Here is a 21,872-nt window from a genome sequence, read left to right on the forward strand (position 1 = left end):
CTGTGGAACGGTCGGCCGATCACTGTACGTCTCGTCCGCGGCCGTCCGGCTCGGCTTCAGGCGGACGCCTCCTCCTCGTCGAGGCCGGGTGCCGCCGCCGGATCGACCTCCTCGGGCTCCTCCAGACCGCCACCTACGAGGGTCTCGCCCTCCTCGGTCTCGACGTAGACGTCGTCGGCGAATCCCGCGATCGCGTTCTCGTACTCCGGCGTCTCCAGTTTCTCCGGGGTTGCGGGCGCAGCGGCGATCCCCTCGGCGGGTCGGAACTCCCCAAGCGGATCGTCGATGGTGATCCCGTAGCCCGTAAAGAACTCCTCGTATCGTCGGTAGTGTGGCTCCAGCTCGTCGCCGGGGATCTCCATCATCTCCGTCCAGCCATGGTTGAAGAAGTCGAAGTTCGCCTGCACGTGGGTGATCTCGCGGGCCTCGGCCTCCGGGAAGCCGGCCTCCAACGCGGCGACGTAGGTGTCCATCGTCGCATCGAAGAACGAATCGAGGTGGGCACGGCGTTCCTCGCGACGCGCCTCGTCCGCCTTGTTCAGGAATATGCTCGTGTGGAGATCGACGAGTTTGTCGTTCGCGACGTCGCCGATGACCGGCGTGGTCAACGCCTTCTTTGCGGCCCAGTGGCGGATGTTCTGCCGGATCTTCATACCACCGTTCGGGCCCCGAGACTATTGAATGTGTGGCGAGCGGGTCGGGTCCAGGGTGTGCGCTCGCCGGCGTTCAAGCGGGACGCCGCCGGCGAGGACGACCCCTTAAACGATCGGGGAGACCCCGCATGAGGATGATCCTCATGATCGTCCGCGCGGATGACAATCCACATTACCCCTCGATTCAAACGGCCGGATATGAGTGAGTCGTACGTGATCGTCGGCGACGGTATCGCGGGGGCGTCCGCGGCGGAGACGCTCCGTGAACGGGCCCCGGAGGCCGAGATCACGATCATCACCGACGAGGGCGAACCCCTCTACAACCGGATCCTGATAAAGGAGTTCGCCAAGGGGAAACTTCCCGAAGCACCGATCTCGATCCACGACGAGGACTGGTACGCCGACCACGACGTCGACCTCCGCCTCAACACCGTCGTCGTCGATGTCGACGTCGAAAACGACGTCGTCACGACCCATGAGGGCGAGGCGATCGCCTATGACAAGCTGCTGCTCGCCATCGGGGGGACGCCACAACAGCTCCCCGTCGAGAACGCCGACGCCGACGGTATCCACCACTTCTGGACCTTCCAGGACGCCCGGGGAATAAAAGAGAGCGTCGAGGCGGCGGAACGAGGTGTCGTCGTCGGCGCCGGGCTGCTCGGCATCGACTTCGCGGCCATCTGTGGCGCACAGGACGTCGAGGCGAAGTACCTCATGCGCGGGGAGGCGTGGTGGCGCTACGCCCTCTCGAAGGAAGGTGCGTCGATCATGCACGACGCGATGTCCGAGCGGGGCGTCGAGCCCGTCTTCGGCTCCGGCGTCGATCGCTTCGAGGTCGACGACGACGGCCACGTTACCGCGGCCGTCGATCCCGACGGAAACCGCTATGAGTGTGACTTCGCCGGCATCGCCATCGGACTCGATTTCAACACCGAGCTCGTCGAGGACACGCCGATCGAGGTCGACAACGGCATCGTCGTCGACGAGTTCATGCGCACCAACGTGGACAACGTCTTCGCCGCCGGCGACATCACCCAGTTCACCGACCTCATCCTCGATGAACGCGGGCAGAACGGCGCGTGGGGCTCGGCGAAGGAGCAGGGCACCATCGCGGCGCGGAACATGGTCGAGTACGGCTCCGAGCCGTTCGTGTGGGTCTCCTCGTACTCGATCACCCACTTCGACTTCCCGTTCCTCTCGTTTGGCCACCCGACGCTCGGTGACGACTCGGTCGAGGCGACGACGGGCGAGGGCGAGTGGCGTCGGGTCGCGTTGAAGGACGGCCGGATCATCGGTGGCGTCCTCATCGGCGACCTCTCGCCGCAGTCGGCGTTTAAAAAGTTGATGCGTGAACAGCGCTACGTCGGCGACCAGACCGACGTGCTGATGCAGCCGGGGTTCTCGGTCGACGACCTCGCTCCCCAGACGGAACCGTAACTCCGATACCTCAAACCGGACCACGGTCAGGGGCACGCAAAACGGAACCGTCGCGGCGTTAACTCAACGCTTCCGCGAACGCGTCACGGGCCGAGAGCCGATCGAGCGTCTCATCGACCTGCTCACGCACCGCCTGAAGCTCATCGGTGAGCCGATCGTACTCCTCCGTGCCGGTGTTACCGGCGGCCTCGAGGGCTGCCTTCTTCGAGGCGAGCGCGAAGAACCGCTGGCTCCGTTCGTCGTACTCCGTTCGCTGGAGCAGGACCTCGATGAGCGTCACGAGGTCCTCTTTGGTGACGGGTTTGGTCTTGTAATCGTCGAAGGGCATCTCGACGATGTCGCCTGCCGGTTCGACGGCGGTCAACATCGCCACTCGGGCGTCGTATCCCTCGTCCCGAAGCGCTTCGAGCACCTCGTGGCCGGACATCTCCGGCATTCGACGGTCGAGCAGGACGGCGTCGACGTCGTCGTCCATCCGTTCGAGCGCCTCCTCGCCCCCGGTGGCAACCCGCACCCGATAGTTGCTCGAGAGGTAGACACGATACAGCTCGGCGAGGTCCGGCTCATCGTCCACGACGAGAACGGTCGCGTTCTCGCCATCACCGGAATTATTCATCGCCTTCCGTGTGCTGTCAGCCCGTTTCCGTCCCGTTGATCGAGGACCGTCGACCCGGGCGCGATCCGATCGCTCATGTCTCCCGTTACGGTATTCACAATATAAATCCCTGCGATCCGATTATCGCATTCGATATCTAGAGGATGTCAGGCCGGCCCGCTCGGCCGGTGACGTGACCCAAAGGCACATTTAGCCCGGTGTCCTATATCGGTTCAACGAATGTCACACAGCCCCTCACTGCCGGACCGCCCCCGTCTGGAGCTCGATCCGGAGATGAGCGAGGCGGAACGGCTCGAGGCGATCCGCCAGCACTACCGCCGGATCGTCCAGGTGAACGACGAGCTGCAGGCTCGCCTGGAGGACGCACAGGGGCGCCGCGGCGACCTCAAATCCGACGTCGACAAGTTGAAACGCGAGAACGAGGTGCTCAAGACCTCCTCGCTGTACATCGCATCCGTCGAGGAGGTCTTAGAGGACGGCGTCGTGATCAAACAGCACGGCAACAACCAGGAGGTGTTAACGAAGACGGCCCGGCGGTTCGACGCCGATCTCCGGCCGGGAGACCGGGTCGCTATCAACGACTCCTTTGCCGTCCAGCAGGTACTCGATGACGAGACGGACTCGCGTGCGCAGGCGATGGAAGTCACCGCCTCCCCGGACGTTACGTACGCCGACATCGGCGGCATCGACGAGCAGATCCGGGAGGTACGCGAGGCGGTCGAGGATCCGCTCGAGAACCCCGAGCAGTTCGAGGCGGTGGGCGTCGACCCGCCGAGCGGCGTCCTGTTACACGGCCCGCCGGGGACGGGCAAGACGATGCTCGCGAAGGCGGTCGCCAACGAGGCGGACGCGACGTTCATCAAGATGGCCGGCTCCGAGCTCGTCCGCAAGTTCATCGGCGAGGGCGCCCGGCTGGTTCGTGACCTCTTCGAGCTCGCCGCCGACCGCGAGCCGGCCGTGATCTTCATCGACGAGATCGACGCGGTCGCCGCGAAACGGACGGACTCGAAGACCTCCGGGGACGCCGAGGTCCAGCGGACGATGATGCAACTGCTCAGCGAGATGGACGGCTTCGACGAGCGCGGCGAGATCCGCATCATGGCCGCCACCAACCGCTTCGACATGCTTGACGAGGCGATCCTCCGGCCCGGCCGGTTCGACCGCCTCATCGAGGTGCCCGAGCCCGACGCCGAGGGTCGCGTGCGTATCCTCGAGATCCACACGTCCGAGATGAACGTCGCCGACGACGTCGACGTCGCGGACGTCGCCCGCGAACTGGAGGGGTACAGCGGCGCGGATATCGCCGCGTTGGCGACGGAGGCGGGGATGTTCGCCATCCGCGATGACCGTACGGAGGTCCACCGCGTCGACTTCGAACAGGCTCGCGAGAAGCTGCAGGACGCCGAGGCGACCGATGACCTCGTCCTCAACTACCAGTACTGAGTCCGATCGCTTGGTTGTCACGGAGCCCTGTGCCCGTCCGATCGGTCGGCACGTCCGCGGTCCGCGTCGCGAGCGGCGTCGGGGCCGCCGATACGGGATGGCCTCGGATGGAAAGACGACGGCGGTCGTCATCGCCGCCTACGGGGAGTCGAAGCCGATCCTGTCGGGTCGCGACGATCGTCTCCGGCAATAGCCCCGATCGCCGACGCCTTTTTGAGGTGGCTTCGCATATAGTGGGTAATCCCTTATGAACGGCAACAACCCGTACGCTGGGCCGCCGGGCGTTATGGATGCGGGCGAGCCCGCCGCCGTCGACCTCACGCCGGAACAGGAACAGCGGCTCCGGCGGACGGTCGCCGGCATCGTCGCACGCACGGAATCGTACCTGCCCGACAGCTACGCGGTCGGCTCGGAGCTGTCCGTCGGCGCCGACGGCCCACAGGCGACCGTCGCGGTCAACCCACCTGCCGGCCACCCCGTCTCGGCCGGCTTCTCGCCCGATGCCGACGAACTCGACGCGGGGATCGCCGACAGCGACGCCGACGAAGTCGCTCGCGGGCTCGCCGCCAGCGCGGCCGTCCAGGTGATGAGCGCCGTCGACGACGTGACGCCGACCGCGAAGTGACCGTCCGACCGACTTCCTTCTCCTGTCCGTTATCCGACCTCCCTCCTCTGCCCGTTGTCCGAGTGACTACCCTTAAGAAGCCATCGCCCGCGTGAACGGGTATGGACGTCGACATCGGCAACGCGCTCGGGACGACCCCCGGGCTCACGGAGGAGACGTTGGAGCGACTCGACGACCGGGTTGCGAGCGCCCACGAGCGGATCGCTCGCGGGATGGACGCCGACGAGTTCGGCTACGCCTCGTTGACGCTTCCGGAAACGACGGATCCGGAGGCGATCCGCGAGGCGACCGACGCGTTCGAGACGCCGTCCGCCGTGCTCACGGTCGGCATTGGCGGCAGCGCGCTCGGCGCGGGAACGCTCTCGGATGCCCTCCCGAGCGACGTCGACGCGTACGTCCTCGATAACGTCGACCCGGACGACGTGAAGCGACTGCTCGGGAGCCTCCCGCTCGATGACGTCGTGATCAACGTCGTCTCACGCTCGGGGACGACCGCGGAGACGCTCGCGAACTTTCTCGTCGTCCGCGACGCGATGGACCGCGCGGGCGTCGACTGGACGGAACGGACCCTCGTGACGACCGGCGAGGAGGGGAACCTCAGACGGCTCGCCGACCGCCACGACCTGCCGGCGCTCGACGTTCCCGAGGGCGTCCCGGGCCGGTTCTCGATGCTCTCGACGGTGGGGCTCGCGGTCGCGGCGCTACAGGGGTACGACGTGGAGGCCGTCCTCGCGGGCGGCCGAGACGGGATGGACGCGCTGTCAGGGTCACTTTTCGAGTCGCCGGCGTACGCCTACGGGGCCACGACGTACGCGCTGGCCGAGCGCGGCGCGCTGACGAACGCCGTGATGCCGTACGCGGAGTCCTTAGAGACGTTTGCCGAGTGGTTCGCCCAGCTGTGGGCCGAGAGCCTCGGGAAGGACGGGCTCGGCCAGACCCCCGCCCGCGCATTGGGCGCGACCGATCAGCACTCCCAGCTCCAGCTCTACCGCGCCGGTCCACGCGACAAGCTCGTGACGGTGATCCGGCCGACCGAGCGCGCCGAAGTCCCGATCCCGGAGACCGACCTTGAGGGACTCTCGTATCTCGGCGGGTCGTCGCTCGGGGACCTGCTGGACGCGGAGTTCGACGCGACGGAGGCGAGCCTCGCCGAGGCGGGCGTCCCGAACGTCCGGATCGAGGTCGACCGCGTCGATGAGCGGGCGCTCGGCGAGCTGTGTTACGGGATGGAGGCGGCCTGCGTGCTCTACGGCGAGTTGGCGAACGTGCCGACGTTCACCCAGCCCGCCGTCGAGTGGGGCAAGCGGGCCGCCCGTGGGCTGCTCGGTGGCGGCGAGTTCCCCGAGGCCGACGCGGTCGCGGAGAAACGCGAGTTGCGGATCGAACGCGGCTGAACTGGAGCGACCGCGGTTGCACCGACTCGAACGCGTCACGGCCGCTTCACGGACCGCTTCACCGTTTCGGAGCGTTAAAACGGCCGTGTGCGGTATAGTAACCGATGAGCGACGATCCCGGTGTTCGGCCGTCCGACACCGACCGGCCGACCACCGCCGAGAACGCGGCGGACGCCAGCGGCGGCGCTGCCGCTGATGCCGACGCCACGGCCGATCCGGACACGCCCGTCAACGGCTTGGTCCGGCTCGCCCTCGCCGCCTTCGCCGTGGTTTTCGCGCTGCTCGTCGCCTCCGCGGTCACGAACCCCGTCTCGTCGCTTGCGGTGTCGTTCGGGGTCGTCAGCGAGGGGACGAACGCGTTTCAGATCCTCCAGACGGTCGTTCAGTTCGGCGGCTTCCTGCTCGCGACGCTCGGCTACCTCGCGCTCACGTCCGAGTGGGGGCTGCTTCGGCTTGACCGGCCGTCTGCGCGTGAGGGTGGGCTCATCGTCACCGCCGCGATCGGGTTGCTCGCGTTACAGTATAGTGCCCTCTTCGTGCTCGCGGAGATCGGCGTCACCACCGGACAGAACGTGGCGGTGGTGCCGGCCGGCGACCCGGCGACGTACTATCTCGCCATGATCGTCGTCTCCATCCTCGTCGTGGGTCCCGTCGAGGAGTTCCTCTTCCGCGGCGTCGTCCAGGGCGGGCTTCGCCGGGCGTTCGATGCGGCTCCGGCCATCCTGCTGGCCAGCCTCATCTTCGGGTTGATCCACTTCCCCGCGGTCGCCGGAACCGACATCGAGCGGCTCGCGTACGTCGGGGTGGTGATCGGCCTCGGCTGTGTGCTCGGGTACCTGTATGAACGGACCGACAATATCCTCATCCCCGGGCTCGCCCACGGCCTGTACAACGCGGCCATCTACGCCGTGCTCTGGGCGGGCGTTTGAGATCGCTCGTGCAGTCCGCTCAGTACGGCTCTTTCCCCCACCGGCGGTCGTCGTAGGTCGACTGTTGTTCGCTGTCGAACCGCTCCTCGAACTTTCGCCGGAGCGCCGCCTTCTCCTCGGCGCTGATCCGCGCCAACGCGTCGGCCTTCGCGACCGCCTCCGGCGGCCCGCGGGTCGCGGCGACCTCCGAGAGGACCTGCCGGGTCAGCCGGTCGCGGGTTTCCGCGTCCCGCGTGAAGCCGTAGGGTGCCTCCAACTTGTAGGTCACGTCGGTTCGGGGGTCATACAGGACCATGAACGTCGGCTCGTAGACCGCCGGGTCGTGCTCGCGTGCGACGCCGAGGGCGTCCGCGTCCGCGGCCATCGTCCCGTCCGCCCCGCCGCGGCTGTGAAACCACGTGGTGAACGTGAACGCGTCGTCGAGCCGTTCGCCGTCGGCGCGGCGTTCGAGCAGCGCGGTGAACAGCGCGGTGTCGTCGGGCCAAGGCGGTTCGAGCCCCTTGCGGGCGAGCGTCCGAACGATCGTCCGGCTGGAGGGGTTCTTCACGAAGCCCGCGAGCGGCACGTCGCGGTCGAGGAACCGCTCGACGAGGCGGACGTAGTTCTCGACGATCGCCCGCGGCTTCGCCTCCCGGGCGATCTCGCCCAGTTCGGCGTCGCGTTCGCCCCACGTGAACAGCTCCTTCGGATAGATCGGCCCGTCGAGGACCAGCAACTCCTCGACACGGTCTGCGTGATCGAGCGCGTGGGTCCCCTCGGCGAGGTAGAGCGCGAGCGCGTGGACGACGCCCTCGGCGTAGCGGTTCACGCGCGGGGCGTGCAGCACGCGCTGGCGGGTGTGGCCCGCATCGCGGCGCGTCCAGTCGCGGTCGAATCGGACGCTCGAGTCGCCCGCGTGGACGGTCGCGACGATCGTCCGATCGCGGTGGCACTCGAGGTCGCTCGGGCTCACGGCCATGGCCGCGTGGGCGACGTCGACGACGAGCCCGTTTTTAAACGTCGTCGGGTTGATCGTCCCGGAGTCGAGGCCGTGGACCGTTCCGAACGGTCGCTCCGCGAGCGCAACGTCGTCGATGTCGGCGATCCGGCGCTCGTGTTCGCCAACCGGTTCGATCACGACGCGTCCGTCGTGGTACAGTTCCGGGATCCAGTCCTCCCAGACGGTTCCGACGAGGTCCGTGTGGTCCGTGGCGTCCACGTCCGTCGCGATGTCGTACGCGAGTTGGGCGATGTTCTCGACGTGGATCGGGTCGAGCGTCACGTCCCGATAGCCGTCCCCGGCGCACAAAAACGGGTCGGGTGGTCCCGTGGCTCGATGTCGATCATGGGAGCTCGTGATGAGTCACCGCATCGGCACCAGCCTCGCCCGTCTCAAGCGTGGCGACCCGAAAGACGTCGTCGGCGCCCGCGACGGGGATGGGGAGTCCACCGGGATTCACGCGGACCGTCCCGTTTCGCTCCTCGACGCCGTGAGCGTGCGTGTGTCCGTGAAGGACGTAGTCGTAGCTCCCGCAGTCGACGAGCGCGTCGACGACGAGGTCGCTCGTGCCGTGGACGACGGCGATCTCCACGGGACCGTCCGCGTCGCCGTCAGTCCCGAACGAGAGCGCCGCCGCCTCGCCGTGATACGTGCCGAACGATTCGACGGCCGACTGGACGTTCCACTCGCCGTCGTTGTTGCCGCGGACGGCGTGAAACGCGAAGTCGGCGTCGAACGGTGCCACCGAAAACGGCGCGACGAAGTCGCCGCAGTGGATGACGGCCTCGACGCCTTCGGACTCGAACAGGTCGACGGCGGCGTGAACCGCGTCGAGGTCGTCGTGCGTGTCGGAGACGATGCCGATCTGCATGATCGGTCGTGCGTTCGGCGGCCGTGTTGATAAGTGACTGCGTGGGTTCGGCGCTCGCCGGGATCTCAGATCAGATCGAGCGTGATCGGGTAGCTCCACGCCTCGCCGTCGGCGGCTTTGACCGTCGCGATGATGATAAAGATCAGATCGAGGATCGGAAAGAGGATCAGCCCGACGATCCCGATCACGGCGATCAACAGGATCAGCGAGATGACGATGTAGATCGTGAACATGATCTGCCAGTTGAGCGCGTTGCGGGCGTTCTCCTTGACGAACGCGTCGTCGGTGACGAAGTAGACGACGAGCGGGCCGAATACCCAGGTGAACAGCGCGAGCACGTGCGTGATGGCGGCCATCGTCGTGTTCCCCGACGTCGTCGCGGCGGGAGCCGCCGTGGAGGGCGTCTGTGACATATCACGCACGAATCACGACGAGTATATAAAGCCGTCGTCCGATCCGGTCCCCGCACGCGATGTCGGCTCGGCGGTATCCGTTGTATCCGGATCCGCACCCTCCGTATCCTTCGCATCCGCGTCGATGAGGGCCCGATAGAACAGGACCGAGAAGACGAAAAAGACGGTCACGAACAGCGTCGTCCAGACGACCGACACCCCCGAGATGAGCAATATCGACTCGAAGTCGGGCATCGGAGCCGGCTCGCCGGGTTCGGGAGCCGGCGGAAAGACGGCCATGATCAGCGCCCCGAACAATCCGCCAAATACCCCGCCGAAGACGATCGAGACGAGGGCGTATCCGACCATCGAGCGCAGATTGTGTCGCACGACGTGAACGCTTCGGGAGAGGCCGTCGACGGCGCCGACGCCCTCGATGACGATCGCGTGTGCATAAAAGTGGAGCGCGAACAGCACGATCAGAAACAGGAGCACGAGGCCGATGACGACGATCCCCGCCATGATCGCGCCGGCACCGCCGGCTCCGAACGCGACGATGAACCCGACGATCGCCGTGATGGCGATGAGAAACCCGAACCCGAGGCTGATCGCGAAGAGGAACAGGTACGCGAGCAGCACCGAGACGTAGAACTGTTTTGCGTGCCGGAGGAACCGTCCCATGGACGTTCGGACGCCGGTCGCGGCGTCGTTCGCCATGCCGATCGTCCCACCGTAAAAGAACGGGGTGACGAACGCGAAGATGACCGTCCCGAGCAACGAAGCGACGATCGAGAGCGATGGCTCAAGCGTCTCGGTGAACAGCTGTGGTAGCTGGAGGACGCCGAAGATCGCCATGGGGACGAACAGGATCGGTTGATCACGAAGCAGCCGTGGCGTGGCTCGGAGGGCTTGGCGGAGGGCCATGCACGAACCTCTCCGGCATCGTATATAAGTGTCCGTCCTCGGGTGAACCGGACGCGTCAGCGGGGGTGTCGGGGCAGCGCGGCGAGCACGACGAGCAGCGCGACGAGTGCGTATTGACATCCTCCCGCGCCTGAAGACGCGGGAATCCCGAGCGTTGGGATATTACGGTTCGCAACCCACCTGTTCGCTCGGTGCGAAACGCCCCGAGGTTTGATTGAACAGATAGGCTACTGGCCGTGCCAAACGGCCGTTACTCATATCCCCCGTTGGAGGACTCTGAGTTATCTTTCTGCGAATGTTCACCGCACCGTTCACATCTGCGTTCATCGTCGCTCCGCACGACGCGCAGACGTACAATCCACGCTCCACACGATTCGCCTCACGCTTCCGTCCACAGCACGAACACGTCTTTGACGTGTCCCGCTCGCTTGTTCGATCAACGAGGATACCGTGTTCTTCGGCCTTGTATTCGAGCAACCGAGTGAAGCGGTCGAACTCCCATCCGTGGAGTTTCTTGTTTCCACGTCTCCCCCAGTTCCGCGAATCGCCGTTCTCGTCCTCACGAATCTCACTCAACTCACCGATGGCGATCCGACCGATCTCGTGGTCGATGCACTGATCTACGACGTGTTTGGCGAGGGCGTGGAGAAAATGGTCTTTTCGACGAGACAATTTCTGTCGGGCGCGGAGCGCACGACGTGATGGACCGTTCTCGCCCTCCGTGTCGTACTCATCACGGGTGAAGTAGTGCTTGTCTTGCTTCAGCACGTTCCCCGGATACAACTCGGTCTCTCCGTCATCGTAGGCTATGGCAAGGTAGTTCTTGATACCGAGATCGATTCCAGCCGTGTTGTCACCGGGGGCGTCCTCAACGGGGATTTCGACCTTGCAGACGAGGTGGAGTTCCCAGCGGTCGCCGTTCCAGACGGCTCGCACTTGCTGGATGTTCTCCACAGTCACGTCCGGTCGTGTTTCATACTCTACAAGGATGAAATCCGAGCGGTGATTCTTCAGGTTGAACCCCTTGCTCAGACGGAGCTTATTGTGTTTGGAATCGTGCTTGATGCCGTTCTGCTTCCACGTCACGGTGGAACGCGGGTGGTTGTCACCTCGCTTTCGGTATCCCGGCGGATTCGCATTCGAGTCGCCGTTCTTGCGCTTTCTGAACCATCCGGTGAACGACTCAGCAAGCTCTTCAAGAAATCGCTGACTTGACTGCGAATGGAGGTCACTATATCGTTCGTGGTCTTTTAATTCGCGCTTGAGGTCGGCTTCGGACGGGATCTCGCCAGTGTCATCCCATTCTTGGCGGATGTAGTAGCGGGCGACGTTCCACAGTTTCGAGGCTGAGTGCCCGCAGTCATCGAGGTCGCCACTCACCTGCTGATGATTGACGATTTTCGCTCGATAGGTGCGGGTGGTTTCCAGCATCGGACTGTGTCTTTAAACACTTATGAAGAATAGCATATTAAAAACAACGACCGAGACGGGGAATATCCGGACTTGCTATCAACGGTGGATGGAGTAGAATAGTGTCGGATTCATCCTGCGTTAACGAGACCGAAGGTCTCGTTCGCACACCAGAAATCAAAGATTTCTGGGGACGCCTGAAGGCGCAGGTATTCTCCTTGTTTTCGTATAAATGCGCCGTCAGGGAATCACGCGAACGAAGTGCGTGTGAGTACGGACGGGGAACGACTGAAAGGAGTGCGCCGTCCGGGAATTGAACCGGAGGAAGCCGTTCCGGGCGTGCGGCCTCGCTTCGCTCACCCGTTCCGGGGCTGCGGCTTCCAGGGTTCAATTTCCATGGCGATTTCACTCCCCACGTTTGTTCGTCGTGAAATGCGCCGTCCGGGAATTGAACCCGGGCTAGTGGCTTGGGAAGCCACTGTCCTACCACTGGACCAACGGCGCGCACACGACCGTATTGGACCGCTCCACTTCAACGTAGCGCTTCCGGGGTCGGACCATACCTTACAGAGTTGGTGTATCACTTATGTTCATATGACCTCCATTTTCACCCTGTATGCAACGAATCGCTGACGATCGACGTGAGATCTACGTCCACCCCGGAGCAACCGTCGACGACCTGCCGATCACCGACGAGGTACCGATCCCCCCGGTGGCGAAGGCGGATCCGTTCGTCCCGGACAACATGCAGGACCCGAAGATCTACACCGGCGACGTGATCGCCGGAGTATCGAACGGGGAGGTCGCCTTCGTCGAACTGATCGTGGATAAGCTCGAGGACGGAGTGATCGTGGCCCCGCTCGACCGTGGGATGCCGACGTACATCCCGGACAACCTGTTCAGCGCGCGGATATTGCGTGCCGACCGGATGCACATCTTCGAGGCCATCGGGACGGAGGTCGAACCGCCGGATGTCGAATTCGACATCACGAAGCTGGAAACGCCCACGGAGGAGCGCCCGCGATAACCCGCGAGGGACGGCGCTGATCCGTCCCCCGAGCGGCCGGCTGCCGCGTCCAGTCGCGCCGTCGACCCTTCGATTCATCAGATACGACACCAATGGACCTCCAACACGTTCGCGTTCGAAACTACAAAAGCATCGACGACACCGGATGGGTCGAGATCGACGATCTGACCTGTCTGATCGGCAAGAACGAATCGGGCAAGACCGTCTTCATGGAGGCGATCGAGCGGCTATCGCCCGCCTACGGATCGGCCACGTTCGATCCGGCTACCGAGTACCCGAAACATCGGTGGCCGACATATCGCCGGCGACACGAGTCCGATCCCGACCCGGTGGTGAGCGCGCGGTTCGCCATCGACGAGGAGGAACGCGACCGGCTGCAGGAACGACACGCACGGCCGGTGGATGGGACCGTCACCGTGACCAGGGACTACGACGGTCGGCTGCGGTGGGACCTTGCGGTCGATGAGGCCGCCTACATCGACGACTTCCTCGCCGAACGGGAGCTTCCGGACGCGGTGCGCAACGAGGCGATGGAGGCGGCGTCGATCGCCGAACTCGAGGCCACGCTTCGACGGATCGACCCGGAAACCGCCGGGATCGACGAATCGGCACTCGAAGCGGTGATCGGCACCGTCCCGTCGACCGCCGATGAGTTGGCCGACCGGATCGGTTCCGACCTGCTCGCCGAGTCGCTTCCGGCGATCCAGTACGTGGGTGAGTACGCGACGTTGGATGCGCGGATCGATCTCGACGCGTTCGCCGAACGAGTCGATTCGGGGGACCTCACCGCGTCCGATCGGGCGTTCGAGGCGCTCTGTACCGTCGCGAACCTCGACCGCGAGACGGTGCAGGAGGACGACCCGTCCGAGGTGCTCACGGAGTTGGAGTCGGCGTCCCGGGAGGTCAACGAGGCCGTCGCCCGCTACTGGAGTCAGTCGGATGATGTCGGCGTCAGGCTTCGGCTGGCGGACGAGGGGGAGGTGATCGAGCTCCGCGTCGAGAACCTCGATCACGGCGTCACGGTTCCGTTCGACCGGCGCTCCCGTGGATTCCGGTGGTTCTTCTCGACGGTCTGTACGCTCCTCGCCACCCGCGATCTCGACGACGACCGGATCCTGTTGCTCGATGAACCCGGGCTTCATCTCCACCCGAAAGCGAAACGTGAGTTCCGTCGGTTCCTCGATTCGGAACTCGCCGGCACGGGAACGGTGATGTACAGCACGCATTCGCCGTTCATGATCGACACCGATCGGGCCTATCGAACGAAGGCGATCGTGAAGGATCCGGATGGGGGGACCCACGTGGTCGAAGCCCCGGGGACGGCCGACGACTACACGCGGTTTCCGCTCCGAAGCGTGTTCGAACTGGACGTGATGGAGACGGTCGTCGCCCGGTCCGAGCTGCTGTGTGTCGAGGATGAAACCACGTACGAATACCTGTACAACGGCTTCGAGCTGCTCGAGGGAACGGACGCGACCGTTCTCGACAGGCGGTGGACGACGCTGCCGATCGGGTCGCTTGAAAACACCGATACCGTCCGAGCCGTGTTCGACGCAAGCGACGGCGAGGTCGCGGTCCTTCACGACGGCCGGTCGATCGACGGCTGGAGTCCCCCGGTGGACGCGAAGACGGTGCCGCTCGGATCGTTCGTGAACGTCGATGGCACGGCGACGATAGAGGACCTGCTTTCGGAATCGTTCTACCTGACGGTGGTGAACCGTGCCTATGCCGCTGCGCTCTCCGCGGCGGACTGTCCGGAGCGGCTCACCGCGGAGGAACTCGCGTCGGTTCGATCGACGGGGCCGATCGTCGAACGCCTCTCGGCGTACTTCGAGGCGCACGACGTCGCCGGCGGGACGTTCGACCGGGCCGTTCCGTCACGGTATCTGCAGGCGAACCGTGAGGAGTTCGTCGACGTGGTCGATATGGACACACGGAAGACGTTCAGCTCGCTCGCCCGACGCCTCAACGGCGAACTCGAGTCGATCGGCCGGCCCTCACGCCGGAGCGGTTCGTTCCTCGATTCGCTGCTCGGTCGGTGACCTCCCGGGCACGGGTCACCGCCTCCCGGACGTTTATTCGACGTGACGCGAATCCGTATCCATGAGCACGGAGACCGACGTGTTGCGGGACCGGATTCGAACGCGGGCGACGACGCTTGCGGCGCCGCTGGGCCGAGCGTGGACCGACGATCGGCCGTGGCGGTTGCTCACCGACCTCACCGCGATCGGGAGCCGAATGGCCGGCAGCGACGGGGAACGTCGGGCGGCCGAGGTCGTTGCGGCGGCGATGCGGGAGGCAGGTGTCCGGGACGTGCGAATCGATCCCTTCGAACTGTCGGCGTGGGAGCGCGGCGGAAGCGACCTCGAGCTAACGGTGCCGCGGGAGACGGACGCGGGATCGGCGCCGACGACCAGGCGGTTCGAGACGGTGGCGCTCCCGTACTCGCCGGCGGGCGCCGTGAGCGGCGAACTCGTCGACGTCGGCTACGGCACGCCGGAGGAGATCGACGCCGTCGATGTGGCCGGACGGATCGCCGTCGCCTCGACCACCACGCCACCGGGTTCGCGGTTCGTCCACCGGATGGAGAAGTTCGGCTACGCCGTCGAGCAGGGTGCGGTCGGCTTCGTCTTCGTCAACCATCTCGACGGGCAGCTACCGCCGACCGGGTCGCTTACGTTCGGGGCGGAGGCCGACGCGGTCGCCGTCGGCGTCTCGAAGGAGAGCGGCGCGTGGCTTCGCGAGTACGCGAGCAATACGTCCGGGCCGGTCGCGACGGTCGACCTCTCGGTGTCGGCGCGCACCCGACCCGCCGAGAGTCGGAACGTCGTCGGCCGTATCGGCCCGGATACCGACGAACGACTCCTTCTCGTCGCACACATCGACGGCCACGACATCGCGGAGGGCGCGCTGGATAACGGCTGTGGGATCGCGACTGCGGTGACGGCGGCCGGGATCCTCGCCGACGCGGAGCTCCCGATCGGCGTCGACGTCGTCGGGGTCGGCGCCGAGGAGATCGGCCTGCTCGGGGCCGAACGGCTCGCTGAGACGGTCGATCTCGAGACGGTGAAAGCCGTGATCAACGTCGACGGGGCCGGGCGCTTTCGGAACCTCGTCGCGCTCGCACACGACTCATCCGCGATGGAGCGGGTCGCGGACGCGGTCGCGGAGGCGATCCGCCAGCCGATCGAGACGCGGATCGAGCCGCATCCCTTCTCGGACCATTGGCCGTTCCTTCGGCAGGGGGTCCCCGCCGTCCAGCTCCACAGCGACTCGGGTGAGCGTGGCCGTGGCTGGGGACACACGCACGCGGACACCCGCGACAAGATCGACGACCGAAACGTCCGCGAGCACGCGATGCTCACGGCGCTTCTCGTCGCCGAACTCGCCGACCCGGACCGGGAGGTCCCGCGACTCGATCCGGAGTCGCTGATATCGTCCTTCCGCGAGGCGGAGTTCGAGGTCGGGATGCGGGCCGCCGACCTGTGGCCCGCGGGGTGGGATGGGTGATCCGTGGCCCGCGGGGTGGAGGCTGAACTGACCGAGGGGGATGGATGAAGCGGGCCGACCCGGATACCTGACTGCATGGCGAACGCGACCGGTTTCGAAGGACCGAGGCGTCCCCGTCCCTCGTGGTGCATGGATGATCACCGCTCGTGCGCCGGGAATCCACCTTTACGACAAACGTTCTCTGAAACCCCTCATAACTTGATGTTTTTGTTCTTTTGAATCAGAAAAGAACACTACTACACCATATAAGGCATTTTAACCAAACGTTTATACACGAGAATCGGTTCGATCGGATCACGTATGTCGACGCTTGAACTGAGTGCGAGTCAGAAACGTATCCTCACGGCGCTCGTGAACCGTTCGGACGGGGAGGAAGTGGTCCGTGGGAAAGACATCGCGGCGGCGATCGATCGGAACCCCGGCACGGTACGGAACCGGATGCAGTCGCTCACGGCGCTCCAGCTCGTCGAGGGGGTTCCCGGCCCGAAGGGCGGCTACAAACCGACGACGAAGGCCTACGAGACGCTCGACGTCGATCGGATGGAGGATCCGGCGCGGGTACCCATCGAGGTGAACGATCGTCCGGTGCCGGGCGTGAACGTCGAGGGGATCACCTTCGGGGCCGTCCACAACCCCGACGTCTGTCGTGCGGAGGTGAGCGTTCGCGGCGCGCTGGACGGCCTCTCGGAGGGGGATCGGATCGCGCTCGGACCGACGCCGACGGTCGGGCTCCGCCTCGATGGCGTCGTCGACGGCGTCGACCCCGTCGATAACGTCCTCGTGATCGAGATCGTCGGGATGGCGCTGGCCGACGCCGATGTCGACGAACGGGGAGCAACCGACACCGCCGTCGAGACGACCAGCTACGCCGACGCCGACGTCGTCGCCGGCGACGCCGACTGACCGAGCCCTCGATCACTCCCCGCCGCGGTCGGCCATCACGTCACCGATCCGGGACCGGATCGCGCCGGAGACTGCGGCCGTACGGAGCGCTTCACGTCGTCGCTCGCGGAAGGCCGCACGGGCGGCCTCGGCGGCCTGCTCATCGAGTTCGAATCGAACCCCTTCGTAGGCGACGTCCCACAACACAAGCGGCTCGGGCTCCGCCGGCCCGACCCCGAGATGCCCGGGAAGTGGATCCGGATCGAGGACCCGGTCGAGAAACGGGAGATCCGCCCGGCCGGTGGCGACGAGGCGTGCCACAGCGACGAGACGACGGACGAGCGCGCGCGGGAAGCCGTCGGCGGTCACCTCGATCACGAGAAATCGCCCCTTCCGGGTCGCGCTCGCGTCGATCGTCCGAACCGTGCCGCGTTCGTCGGTCGTGAGGTTTCGGAAGTCGTGGGTTCCAGCGAGCCGCGACAGCGCCGCCCGGAGGCGTTCCGGGTCGACGACCTCCGTCTCCTCCACGTTGCGGTGGTCACCTTCGACCACGTTGCGGTGGTCACCTTCGACCACGTTGCGGTGGTCTCCACCGTTCACGTTGTGGTGGTCGCCACCATCCCCATCCCGTGGCGCGTCGAGGTAGTACCGATACGTGCGCTCGACCGCCCGGTGGGTCGCATGGAAGTCATTGGGCACGTCAGCGGCGGCCCAGACTCGGATCGAATCGGGAAGCCGGCTGTTGAACGCGCGCGGACGCAACCAGTTCGGGGCGTCGAACGCGACGGTCTGTGCGACCGCGGAGACGCCGGCATCGGTCCGGCCGGCGGCGGCGTAGCCGTCCGGGGTCGCGTGGGTCGGTCCCGAACCCCGATCGACGACCCCGAGGTCGGCGAGCGCGCCGAGGAGCGTTCCCTCGACGGTCCTCGCATGGGGCTGGCGCTGAAAGCCGGCGTATCTTCGGCCGTCGTAGGCGACGCGGTAGGCTCGTCGTCCGTCCGCGATGGTCCCCGGATCCGGTGGGTCCTCCCCGCGGGTGGGTGTACGGCTCACAGTTCCCGCTCACGCGTCCGGGTCATCCACCGTTCGGCCCTCTATCGGGACCGTCACCACCGGCACGGGCGAGATTCGAACGATCCGCTCCGTCACGCTCCCGAGGAGCACGCGTCGGAGCCCCGTCTTGGCGCTCGTCGACAGTACCACGAGGTCGGCGTCCGTCGCGTCGATCGCGTTCTCGATGGCGTCGACCGCGCCGTCGTGAACGATGCCCCCGGTTACCTCGATGTCCGACACCTCCAGCGCCTCGACGACCGACTCGACACGCTTCCGGGCCCGTTTTTCGACCCGCTCCGCGAACGAGCCGCTTCGGCGTCCCTCCTCGGTCCGTTCGAGCGTGTCGACTGCACACACCACGTGGACGGTGGCGTCGTATCGTTCGGCGAGGCTCCTCGCGTGCGGGATCGCGGCGGTCGATTCGCCGTCGGGAGCGACCGGCAGGAGAAGAACGTCGTACATGCCGGTCAGTGAATCGCGGACGGCAAAACGGTACCGGCCATCATCGGCGACTCGATGGCGGCCGCGGATCGTCCCGTGGCCGACACGGATGCGCAAGGTTTTCCGGGCGCCTCCCGTGAGTCGAGGTATGCCACGTTCCGTGCAGAACCCGGAGAACCCGCAGGTAACCCTTCATACGAACCACGGCGACATCACGATCGAGCTGTTCGCGGACCGTGCGCCGCGAACGGTGGAGAACTTCCTCGGACTGGCCCGACATGACCCCGCCGCGGACGACGACCCCGCCCCCGACACGAACACGTGGGAGGACCCCGAGACGGGCGAGATCCGCGGCGACTCGCTGTATCAGGGCAACGTCTTCCACCGCGTCATCGACGACTTCATGATCCAGGGCGGCGATCCGCTGGAGAGCGGACGCGGGGGCCCCGGCTACCAGTTCGACGACGAGTTCCACGAGGAGCTGACCCACGACGGCCCCGGGATCCTCTCGATGGCGAACGCCGGCCCGAACACGAACGGCTCGCAGTTTTTCATCACGCTCGCGGCGACGCCCCACCTCGACGGGAAACACGCCGTCTTCGGGCACGTGATCGATGGGATGGACGTCGTCGAGGAGATCGGCAGCGTGCCGACCGACAGACGTGACGCCCCGCGTGACACCGTCGAGATCGAGCGCGTCGCCGTCGAGGAGTAAGCCGCTGGGGACGTATCGGTTCAATCGGTTCAACCGGTTCAACCGGTTCAATCGGTTCAATCGGTTATTCGTCCGGTTCGTACGAGGACCCGTCCACGAGCGCGAGCGATGACCCTCACTGACAGCCGTCCGCGAACCTGAGGAGCGCGTCGGTGAACGCGTCGGGTTCCTCAAGGAACGGACAGTGGCTGCTGTCGGAAAACCGCTCGATCGTCGCGTGCGGCGTGGAGTCGGCGATGGACACGACGCCCGCCGGGTCGACGAGCGCGTCGTCCTCGCCCACACAGATCAGCGTCGGGACGTCGACCGAATCGAGGACGTCGCGGTAGTCCCGTACCGACTGGTCGAAGAGGATGGCGCTTTTGATCGCGGGCGGGACGCGAGCGATCTCATCGAACATGAGCCGCTCGTGGTCCGGCTCGGGGTCACCGTGGATCATCCCGTCGATGAATGCGTGTGCCAGCGCGTGGTGGTCGGTCTGTGCGAGTTCCATCAGGTCGATCAACTCGGCGAGGTCGAAGACCCCGTGCTCGTAGCCCTCCTGCTGGAGGTCGGCGGGCTGCTGGTCGACGACCACGAACCCATCGAGGCGATCCGTCCCGAACCGATCGACGTACTCCCAGCCGACGAGCGCCCCCATCGACCAGCCGACGAGGACGACGTGTTCAAGCTCCTGATCGTCGAGGAACGCCTCGAGGTCCGCAGCATACGTCGGGAGCGTGTGACCCGTCTCCGACTTCGCCGAACGCCCGTGACCCCGGAAATCGAGGGTGATCGATTCATACTCCTCCGGGAGGGTCCGCTGTTCGAGGAAGAAACGCGAACCCATCATCACCCCGTGGAGGAAGACGATGGGCTGGCCGTCGCCGGTGCGTTCGTAGTACAGATCAACGTCGTTGACCGTCGTCGTAGGCATGCAGAAATAGGATATCCGAACCGACATATCGGTTGGGGTCAGCTGTCGACGCTCACTCGTTTCCATCCAACGACTGCGATCCTCCAGCCGTCCGCTCGTAGGTAACGAACGCAAGCTCATCCTCGGGTTTTCGATCGACTTCCTGCCAGACGGCTGGATCCCATTCCGGAAACCGAGTATCCCCCTCGGGGGACTCGGGGATCTCCGTGATCTCCATTCGGTCCGCGCGGTCGAGAAACGCCTCGTAGACGGCCGCGCCGCCGATTACGTGGACAGTGTCGACGTCGAGGTCGGCCGCCGCCTCACGAGCCACGTCGATCGCCTCATCGAGGTCGTTCGCGAGGGTCGCGCCCTCGGGCAGATCGAGATCCCGTGTGCTCAAGACGACGTTGACGCGGTCGGGAAGCGGACCGCCGACCCACGAGACGATGCTCTCGTAGGTCGTCCGCCCGACGATCACGGGGTGGCCGGTCGTCAGCCGTTTAAATCGCTTCAGATCTGCCGGGTAATGCCATGGCATGTCCTCGTCCGCGCCGATGATCCCGTTCTCGGCGACCGCCGCGACGAGGACGAACTCGAGGTCGCTGGATCGATGCCGTCCCGACATGCTCACTCCGCGACCGCGAACCGGAGGCCGTCGGCACAGTCGTACTCGACGAGTTCGATGTCGTCGTACGTTAGCTCATCGAGCGGGACATCAGCGATCTCGATCCGTGGCCGATTGCGGGGCTCCCGCGAGAGCTGTTCGAGCAGGCCGGGCACATGGTCGTAGCCCTCCTCGCCGTCGGCTTCCGGAGGAGTTGTCGATTCGAGCCATTCGCGAGCCGCGAGGTAGTCGGCCCGTTCCTCGACGGCGGCCAGCCGATCCTGAAGCGTCGAGAGGTTGTCCTCGTACCACGCGCCGCGGTCGCCGGTGCCGCAGTAGACGTGCGCGTCGACGATGGTGTGGCCGAACTCGCCGACCTCGAAGCCCGTCCGTTGTGCGAGCACGTTCGCGAGCAGCGCGTAGGCGGCGACGTTGAAGGGAATGCCGAGCGCGATATCGCCGGACCGTTGGGTCAGATGGAGGTTGAGCCGGCCGCCCTGGACGTTCACGACGAACGTGTAGTGACACGGCGGCAGCGTCGAGACGGCGGCGTTCGCGGGGTGCCACGCGTTCACGACCATCCGGCGGGTGTGGGGGTTCTCACGCAGTTGGTCGATCACGTAGGCGATCTGATCGAACGTCCGGCGAGTCGTCCCGTCGGCATCCTCCTCGACGGTCACCCAGCGGTGGGCGTCCTCGGGCCACGTCTCGCCCGGCAGCGCGGCCTCCTCTTCGGGGATCGGATATCGTCGCCAGAATCGGCCGTAGGCGGTATCGAGACGACCCTCCGCGTCGGCCCATGCGTCCCAGATCTTCGTCTCCTCGCGGAGGGTTCGGATGTGCTCTTCGCCGGAGAGATACCAGATCACCTCGTGGATGAGCGAGTTCCAGCGGTAGCCATCCATCTTTTTCGTGGTGAGTAGCGGGAATCCGTCCGCGAGGTCGACGGTGTAGTGTCCGCTGAACCCCGCGATGGTGTCGACGCCGGTTCGGTTCGGCTTATACGTCCCCGTCGAGAGCGTGTCGTCGACGAGATCGAGGTACTGTTTCATGGGTGGGGTGCGCCCGC

General features: G+C 65.6%; 23 protein-coding genes and 1 tRNA gene. 11 read left to right on the plus strand and 13 right to left on the minus strand.

Going from position 1 to position 21,872, the window contains the following annotated elements; translation table 11 throughout:
* Positions 1 to 56: 56 nt before the first annotated feature.
* On the minus strand, positions 57 to 653 hold the full coding sequence (locus CHB65_RS06405; protein WP_089384225.1) for a DUF6149 family protein: 597 nt from the start codon (positions 651 to 653) through the stop codon (positions 57 to 59).
* 198 nt (positions 654 to 851) lie between these two features.
* Here CHB65_RS06405 and CHB65_RS06410 point away from each other — a divergent pair, with 198 nt between their 5' ends.
* A complete protein-coding gene (locus tag CHB65_RS06410; protein ID WP_089384226.1) occupies positions 852 to 2,090 on the plus strand; it encodes an NAD(P)/FAD-dependent oxidoreductase in 1,239 nt (412 codons plus the stop codon).
* Between the two features lie 58 nt (positions 2,091 to 2,148).
* Here the strand turns inward: CHB65_RS06410 and CHB65_RS06415 are convergent, their stop codons facing one another.
* Complete coding sequence (locus tag CHB65_RS06415; protein WP_089384227.1) at positions 2,149 to 2,706, minus strand: response regulator; 558 nt, start codon at positions 2,704 to 2,706, stop codon at positions 2,149 to 2,151.
* 219 nt (positions 2,707 to 2,925) lie between these two features.
* On the opposite strand from CHB65_RS06415, the gene pan2 reads away from it, so the two are divergent.
* From pan2 to CHB65_RS06435, 5 genes are all read left to right on the plus strand, one after another.
* Entirely contained in the window at positions 2,926 to 4,149 is a 1,224-nt protein-coding gene (gene pan2, locus CHB65_RS06420) for a proteasome-activating nucleotidase Pan2 (protein ID WP_089384228.1), read from the plus strand.
* On the plus strand, positions 4,121 to 4,342 hold the full coding sequence (locus CHB65_RS16780) for a hypothetical protein (RefSeq protein WP_143420353.1): 222 nt from the start codon (positions 4,121 to 4,123) through the stop codon (positions 4,340 to 4,342). Before pan2 ends, CHB65_RS16780 begins: the two co-directional genes overlap by 29 nt.
* Before the next feature lie 54 nt (positions 4,343 to 4,396).
* Positions 4,397 to 4,774 (plus strand): DUF5811 family protein, encoded by a 378-nt coding sequence (locus CHB65_RS06425; protein WP_089384229.1) that lies wholly within the window; start codon positions 4,397 to 4,399, stop codon positions 4,772 to 4,774.
* Between the two features lie 101 nt (positions 4,775 to 4,875).
* Positions 4,876 to 6,168: a glucose-6-phosphate isomerase gene (locus CHB65_RS06430; RefSeq protein WP_089384230.1), complete on the plus strand. Its 1,293-nt coding sequence runs from the start codon at positions 4,876 to 4,878 to the stop codon at positions 6,166 to 6,168.
* A gap of 104 nt (positions 6,169 to 6,272) precedes the next feature.
* Entirely contained in the window at positions 6,273 to 7,097 is an 825-nt protein-coding gene (locus tag CHB65_RS06435) for a CPBP family intramembrane glutamic endopeptidase (RefSeq protein WP_089384231.1), read from the plus strand.
* A 19-nt stretch (positions 7,098 to 7,116) separates the two neighbouring features.
* Here the strand turns inward: CHB65_RS06435 and CHB65_RS06440 are convergent, their stop codons facing one another.
* From CHB65_RS06440 to CHB65_RS06465, 6 genes are all read right to left on the minus strand, one after another.
* Positions 7,117 to 8,358, minus strand: a complete 1,242-nt coding sequence (locus CHB65_RS06440) for a DNA double-strand break repair nuclease NurA (RefSeq protein WP_089384232.1) — start codon at positions 8,356 to 8,358, stop codon at positions 7,117 to 7,119.
* A gap of 61 nt (positions 8,359 to 8,419) precedes the next feature.
* Positions 8,420 to 8,947 carry a metallophosphoesterase gene (locus CHB65_RS06445; protein WP_089384233.1) on the minus strand — a complete coding sequence of 176 codons (528 nt, stop codon included), beginning with the start codon at positions 8,945 to 8,947 and terminating at the stop codon, positions 8,420 to 8,422.
* Between the two features lie 65 nt (positions 8,948 to 9,012).
* Positions 9,013 to 9,360, minus strand: a complete 348-nt coding sequence (locus tag CHB65_RS06450; protein ID WP_089384234.1) for a DUF4870 domain-containing protein — start codon at positions 9,358 to 9,360, stop codon at positions 9,013 to 9,015.
* 12 nt (positions 9,361 to 9,372) lie between these two features.
* Positions 9,373 to 10,263 (minus strand): DUF7847 domain-containing protein, encoded by an 891-nt coding sequence (locus CHB65_RS06455; protein ID WP_089384235.1) that lies wholly within the window; start codon positions 10,261 to 10,263, stop codon positions 9,373 to 9,375.
* A gap of 162 nt (positions 10,264 to 10,425) precedes the next feature.
* Positions 10,426 to 11,694 (minus strand): RNA-guided endonuclease InsQ/TnpB family protein, encoded by a 1,269-nt coding sequence (locus CHB65_RS06460; RefSeq protein WP_089384236.1) that lies wholly within the window; start codon positions 11,692 to 11,694, stop codon positions 10,426 to 10,428.
* 412 nt (positions 11,695 to 12,106) lie between these two features.
* Positions 12,107 to 12,177, minus strand: a tRNA-Gly gene (locus CHB65_RS06465).
* A 112-nt stretch (positions 12,178 to 12,289) separates the two neighbouring features.
* On the opposite strand from CHB65_RS06465, the gene CHB65_RS06470 reads away from it, so the two are divergent.
* From CHB65_RS06470 to CHB65_RS06485, 4 genes are all read left to right on the plus strand, one after another.
* Positions 12,290 to 12,700 (plus strand): hypothetical protein, encoded by a 411-nt coding sequence (locus CHB65_RS06470; RefSeq protein ID WP_089384237.1) that lies wholly within the window; start codon positions 12,290 to 12,292, stop codon positions 12,698 to 12,700.
* A gap of 92 nt (positions 12,701 to 12,792) precedes the next feature.
* Complete coding sequence (locus CHB65_RS06475) at positions 12,793 to 14,742, plus strand: ATP-dependent nuclease (RefSeq protein WP_089384238.1); 1,950 nt, start codon at positions 12,793 to 12,795, stop codon at positions 14,740 to 14,742.
* A 61-nt stretch (positions 14,743 to 14,803) separates the two neighbouring features.
* Complete coding sequence (locus tag CHB65_RS06480) at positions 14,804 to 16,210, plus strand: M28 family metallopeptidase (protein WP_089384239.1); 1,407 nt, start codon at positions 14,804 to 14,806, stop codon at positions 16,208 to 16,210.
* 300 nt (positions 16,211 to 16,510) lie between these two features.
* Positions 16,511 to 17,113 (plus strand): Rrf2 family transcriptional regulator, encoded by a 603-nt coding sequence (locus tag CHB65_RS06485; RefSeq protein ID WP_089384240.1) that lies wholly within the window; start codon positions 16,511 to 16,513, stop codon positions 17,111 to 17,113.
* 12 nt (positions 17,114 to 17,125) lie between these two features.
* On the opposite strand, the gene truA is transcribed toward CHB65_RS06485, so the two are convergent.
* A complete protein-coding gene (gene truA, locus CHB65_RS06490; RefSeq protein ID WP_089384283.1) occupies positions 17,126 to 18,097 on the minus strand; it encodes a tRNA pseudouridine(38-40) synthase TruA in 972 nt (323 codons plus the stop codon).
* Between the two features lie 57 nt (positions 18,098 to 18,154).
* On the minus strand, positions 18,155 to 18,607 hold the full coding sequence (locus CHB65_RS06495; protein ID WP_089384241.1) for a universal stress protein: 453 nt from the start codon (positions 18,605 to 18,607) through the stop codon (positions 18,155 to 18,157).
* A 127-nt stretch (positions 18,608 to 18,734) separates the two neighbouring features.
* Between CHB65_RS06495 and CHB65_RS06500 the strand changes: the two genes are divergently transcribed.
* Entirely contained in the window at positions 18,735 to 19,301 is a 567-nt protein-coding gene (locus CHB65_RS06500; RefSeq protein ID WP_089384242.1) for a peptidylprolyl isomerase, read from the plus strand.
* A gap of 115 nt (positions 19,302 to 19,416) precedes the next feature.
* Here the strand turns inward: CHB65_RS06500 and CHB65_RS06505 are convergent, their stop codons facing one another.
* From CHB65_RS06505 to thyA, 3 genes are read right to left on the minus strand one after another with little or no spacing between them, the layout of a single operon-like run.
* Positions 19,417 to 20,217, minus strand: a complete 801-nt coding sequence (locus CHB65_RS06505; protein WP_089384243.1) for an alpha/beta fold hydrolase — start codon at positions 20,215 to 20,217, stop codon at positions 19,417 to 19,419.
* Between the two features lie 52 nt (positions 20,218 to 20,269).
* The gene (locus CHB65_RS06510) at positions 20,270 to 20,824 is read right to left on the minus strand and encodes a dihydrofolate reductase (RefSeq protein WP_089384244.1); all 555 of its coding nucleotides are present in this window, start codon (positions 20,822 to 20,824) and stop codon (positions 20,270 to 20,272) included.
* A gap of 2 nt (positions 20,825 to 20,826) precedes the next feature.
* Positions 20,827 to 21,855: a thymidylate synthase gene (gene thyA, locus CHB65_RS06515; protein WP_089384245.1), complete on the minus strand. Its 1,029-nt coding sequence runs from the start codon at positions 21,853 to 21,855 to the stop codon at positions 20,827 to 20,829.
* Between the last annotated feature and the right edge of the window lie 17 nt (positions 21,856 to 21,872).

It is taken from the genome of Halorubrum vacuolatum, from assembly GCF_900188065.1.
Classification (GTDB): Archaea; Halobacteriota; Halobacteria; order Halobacteriales; family Haloferacaceae; genus Halorubrum; species Halorubrum vacuolatum.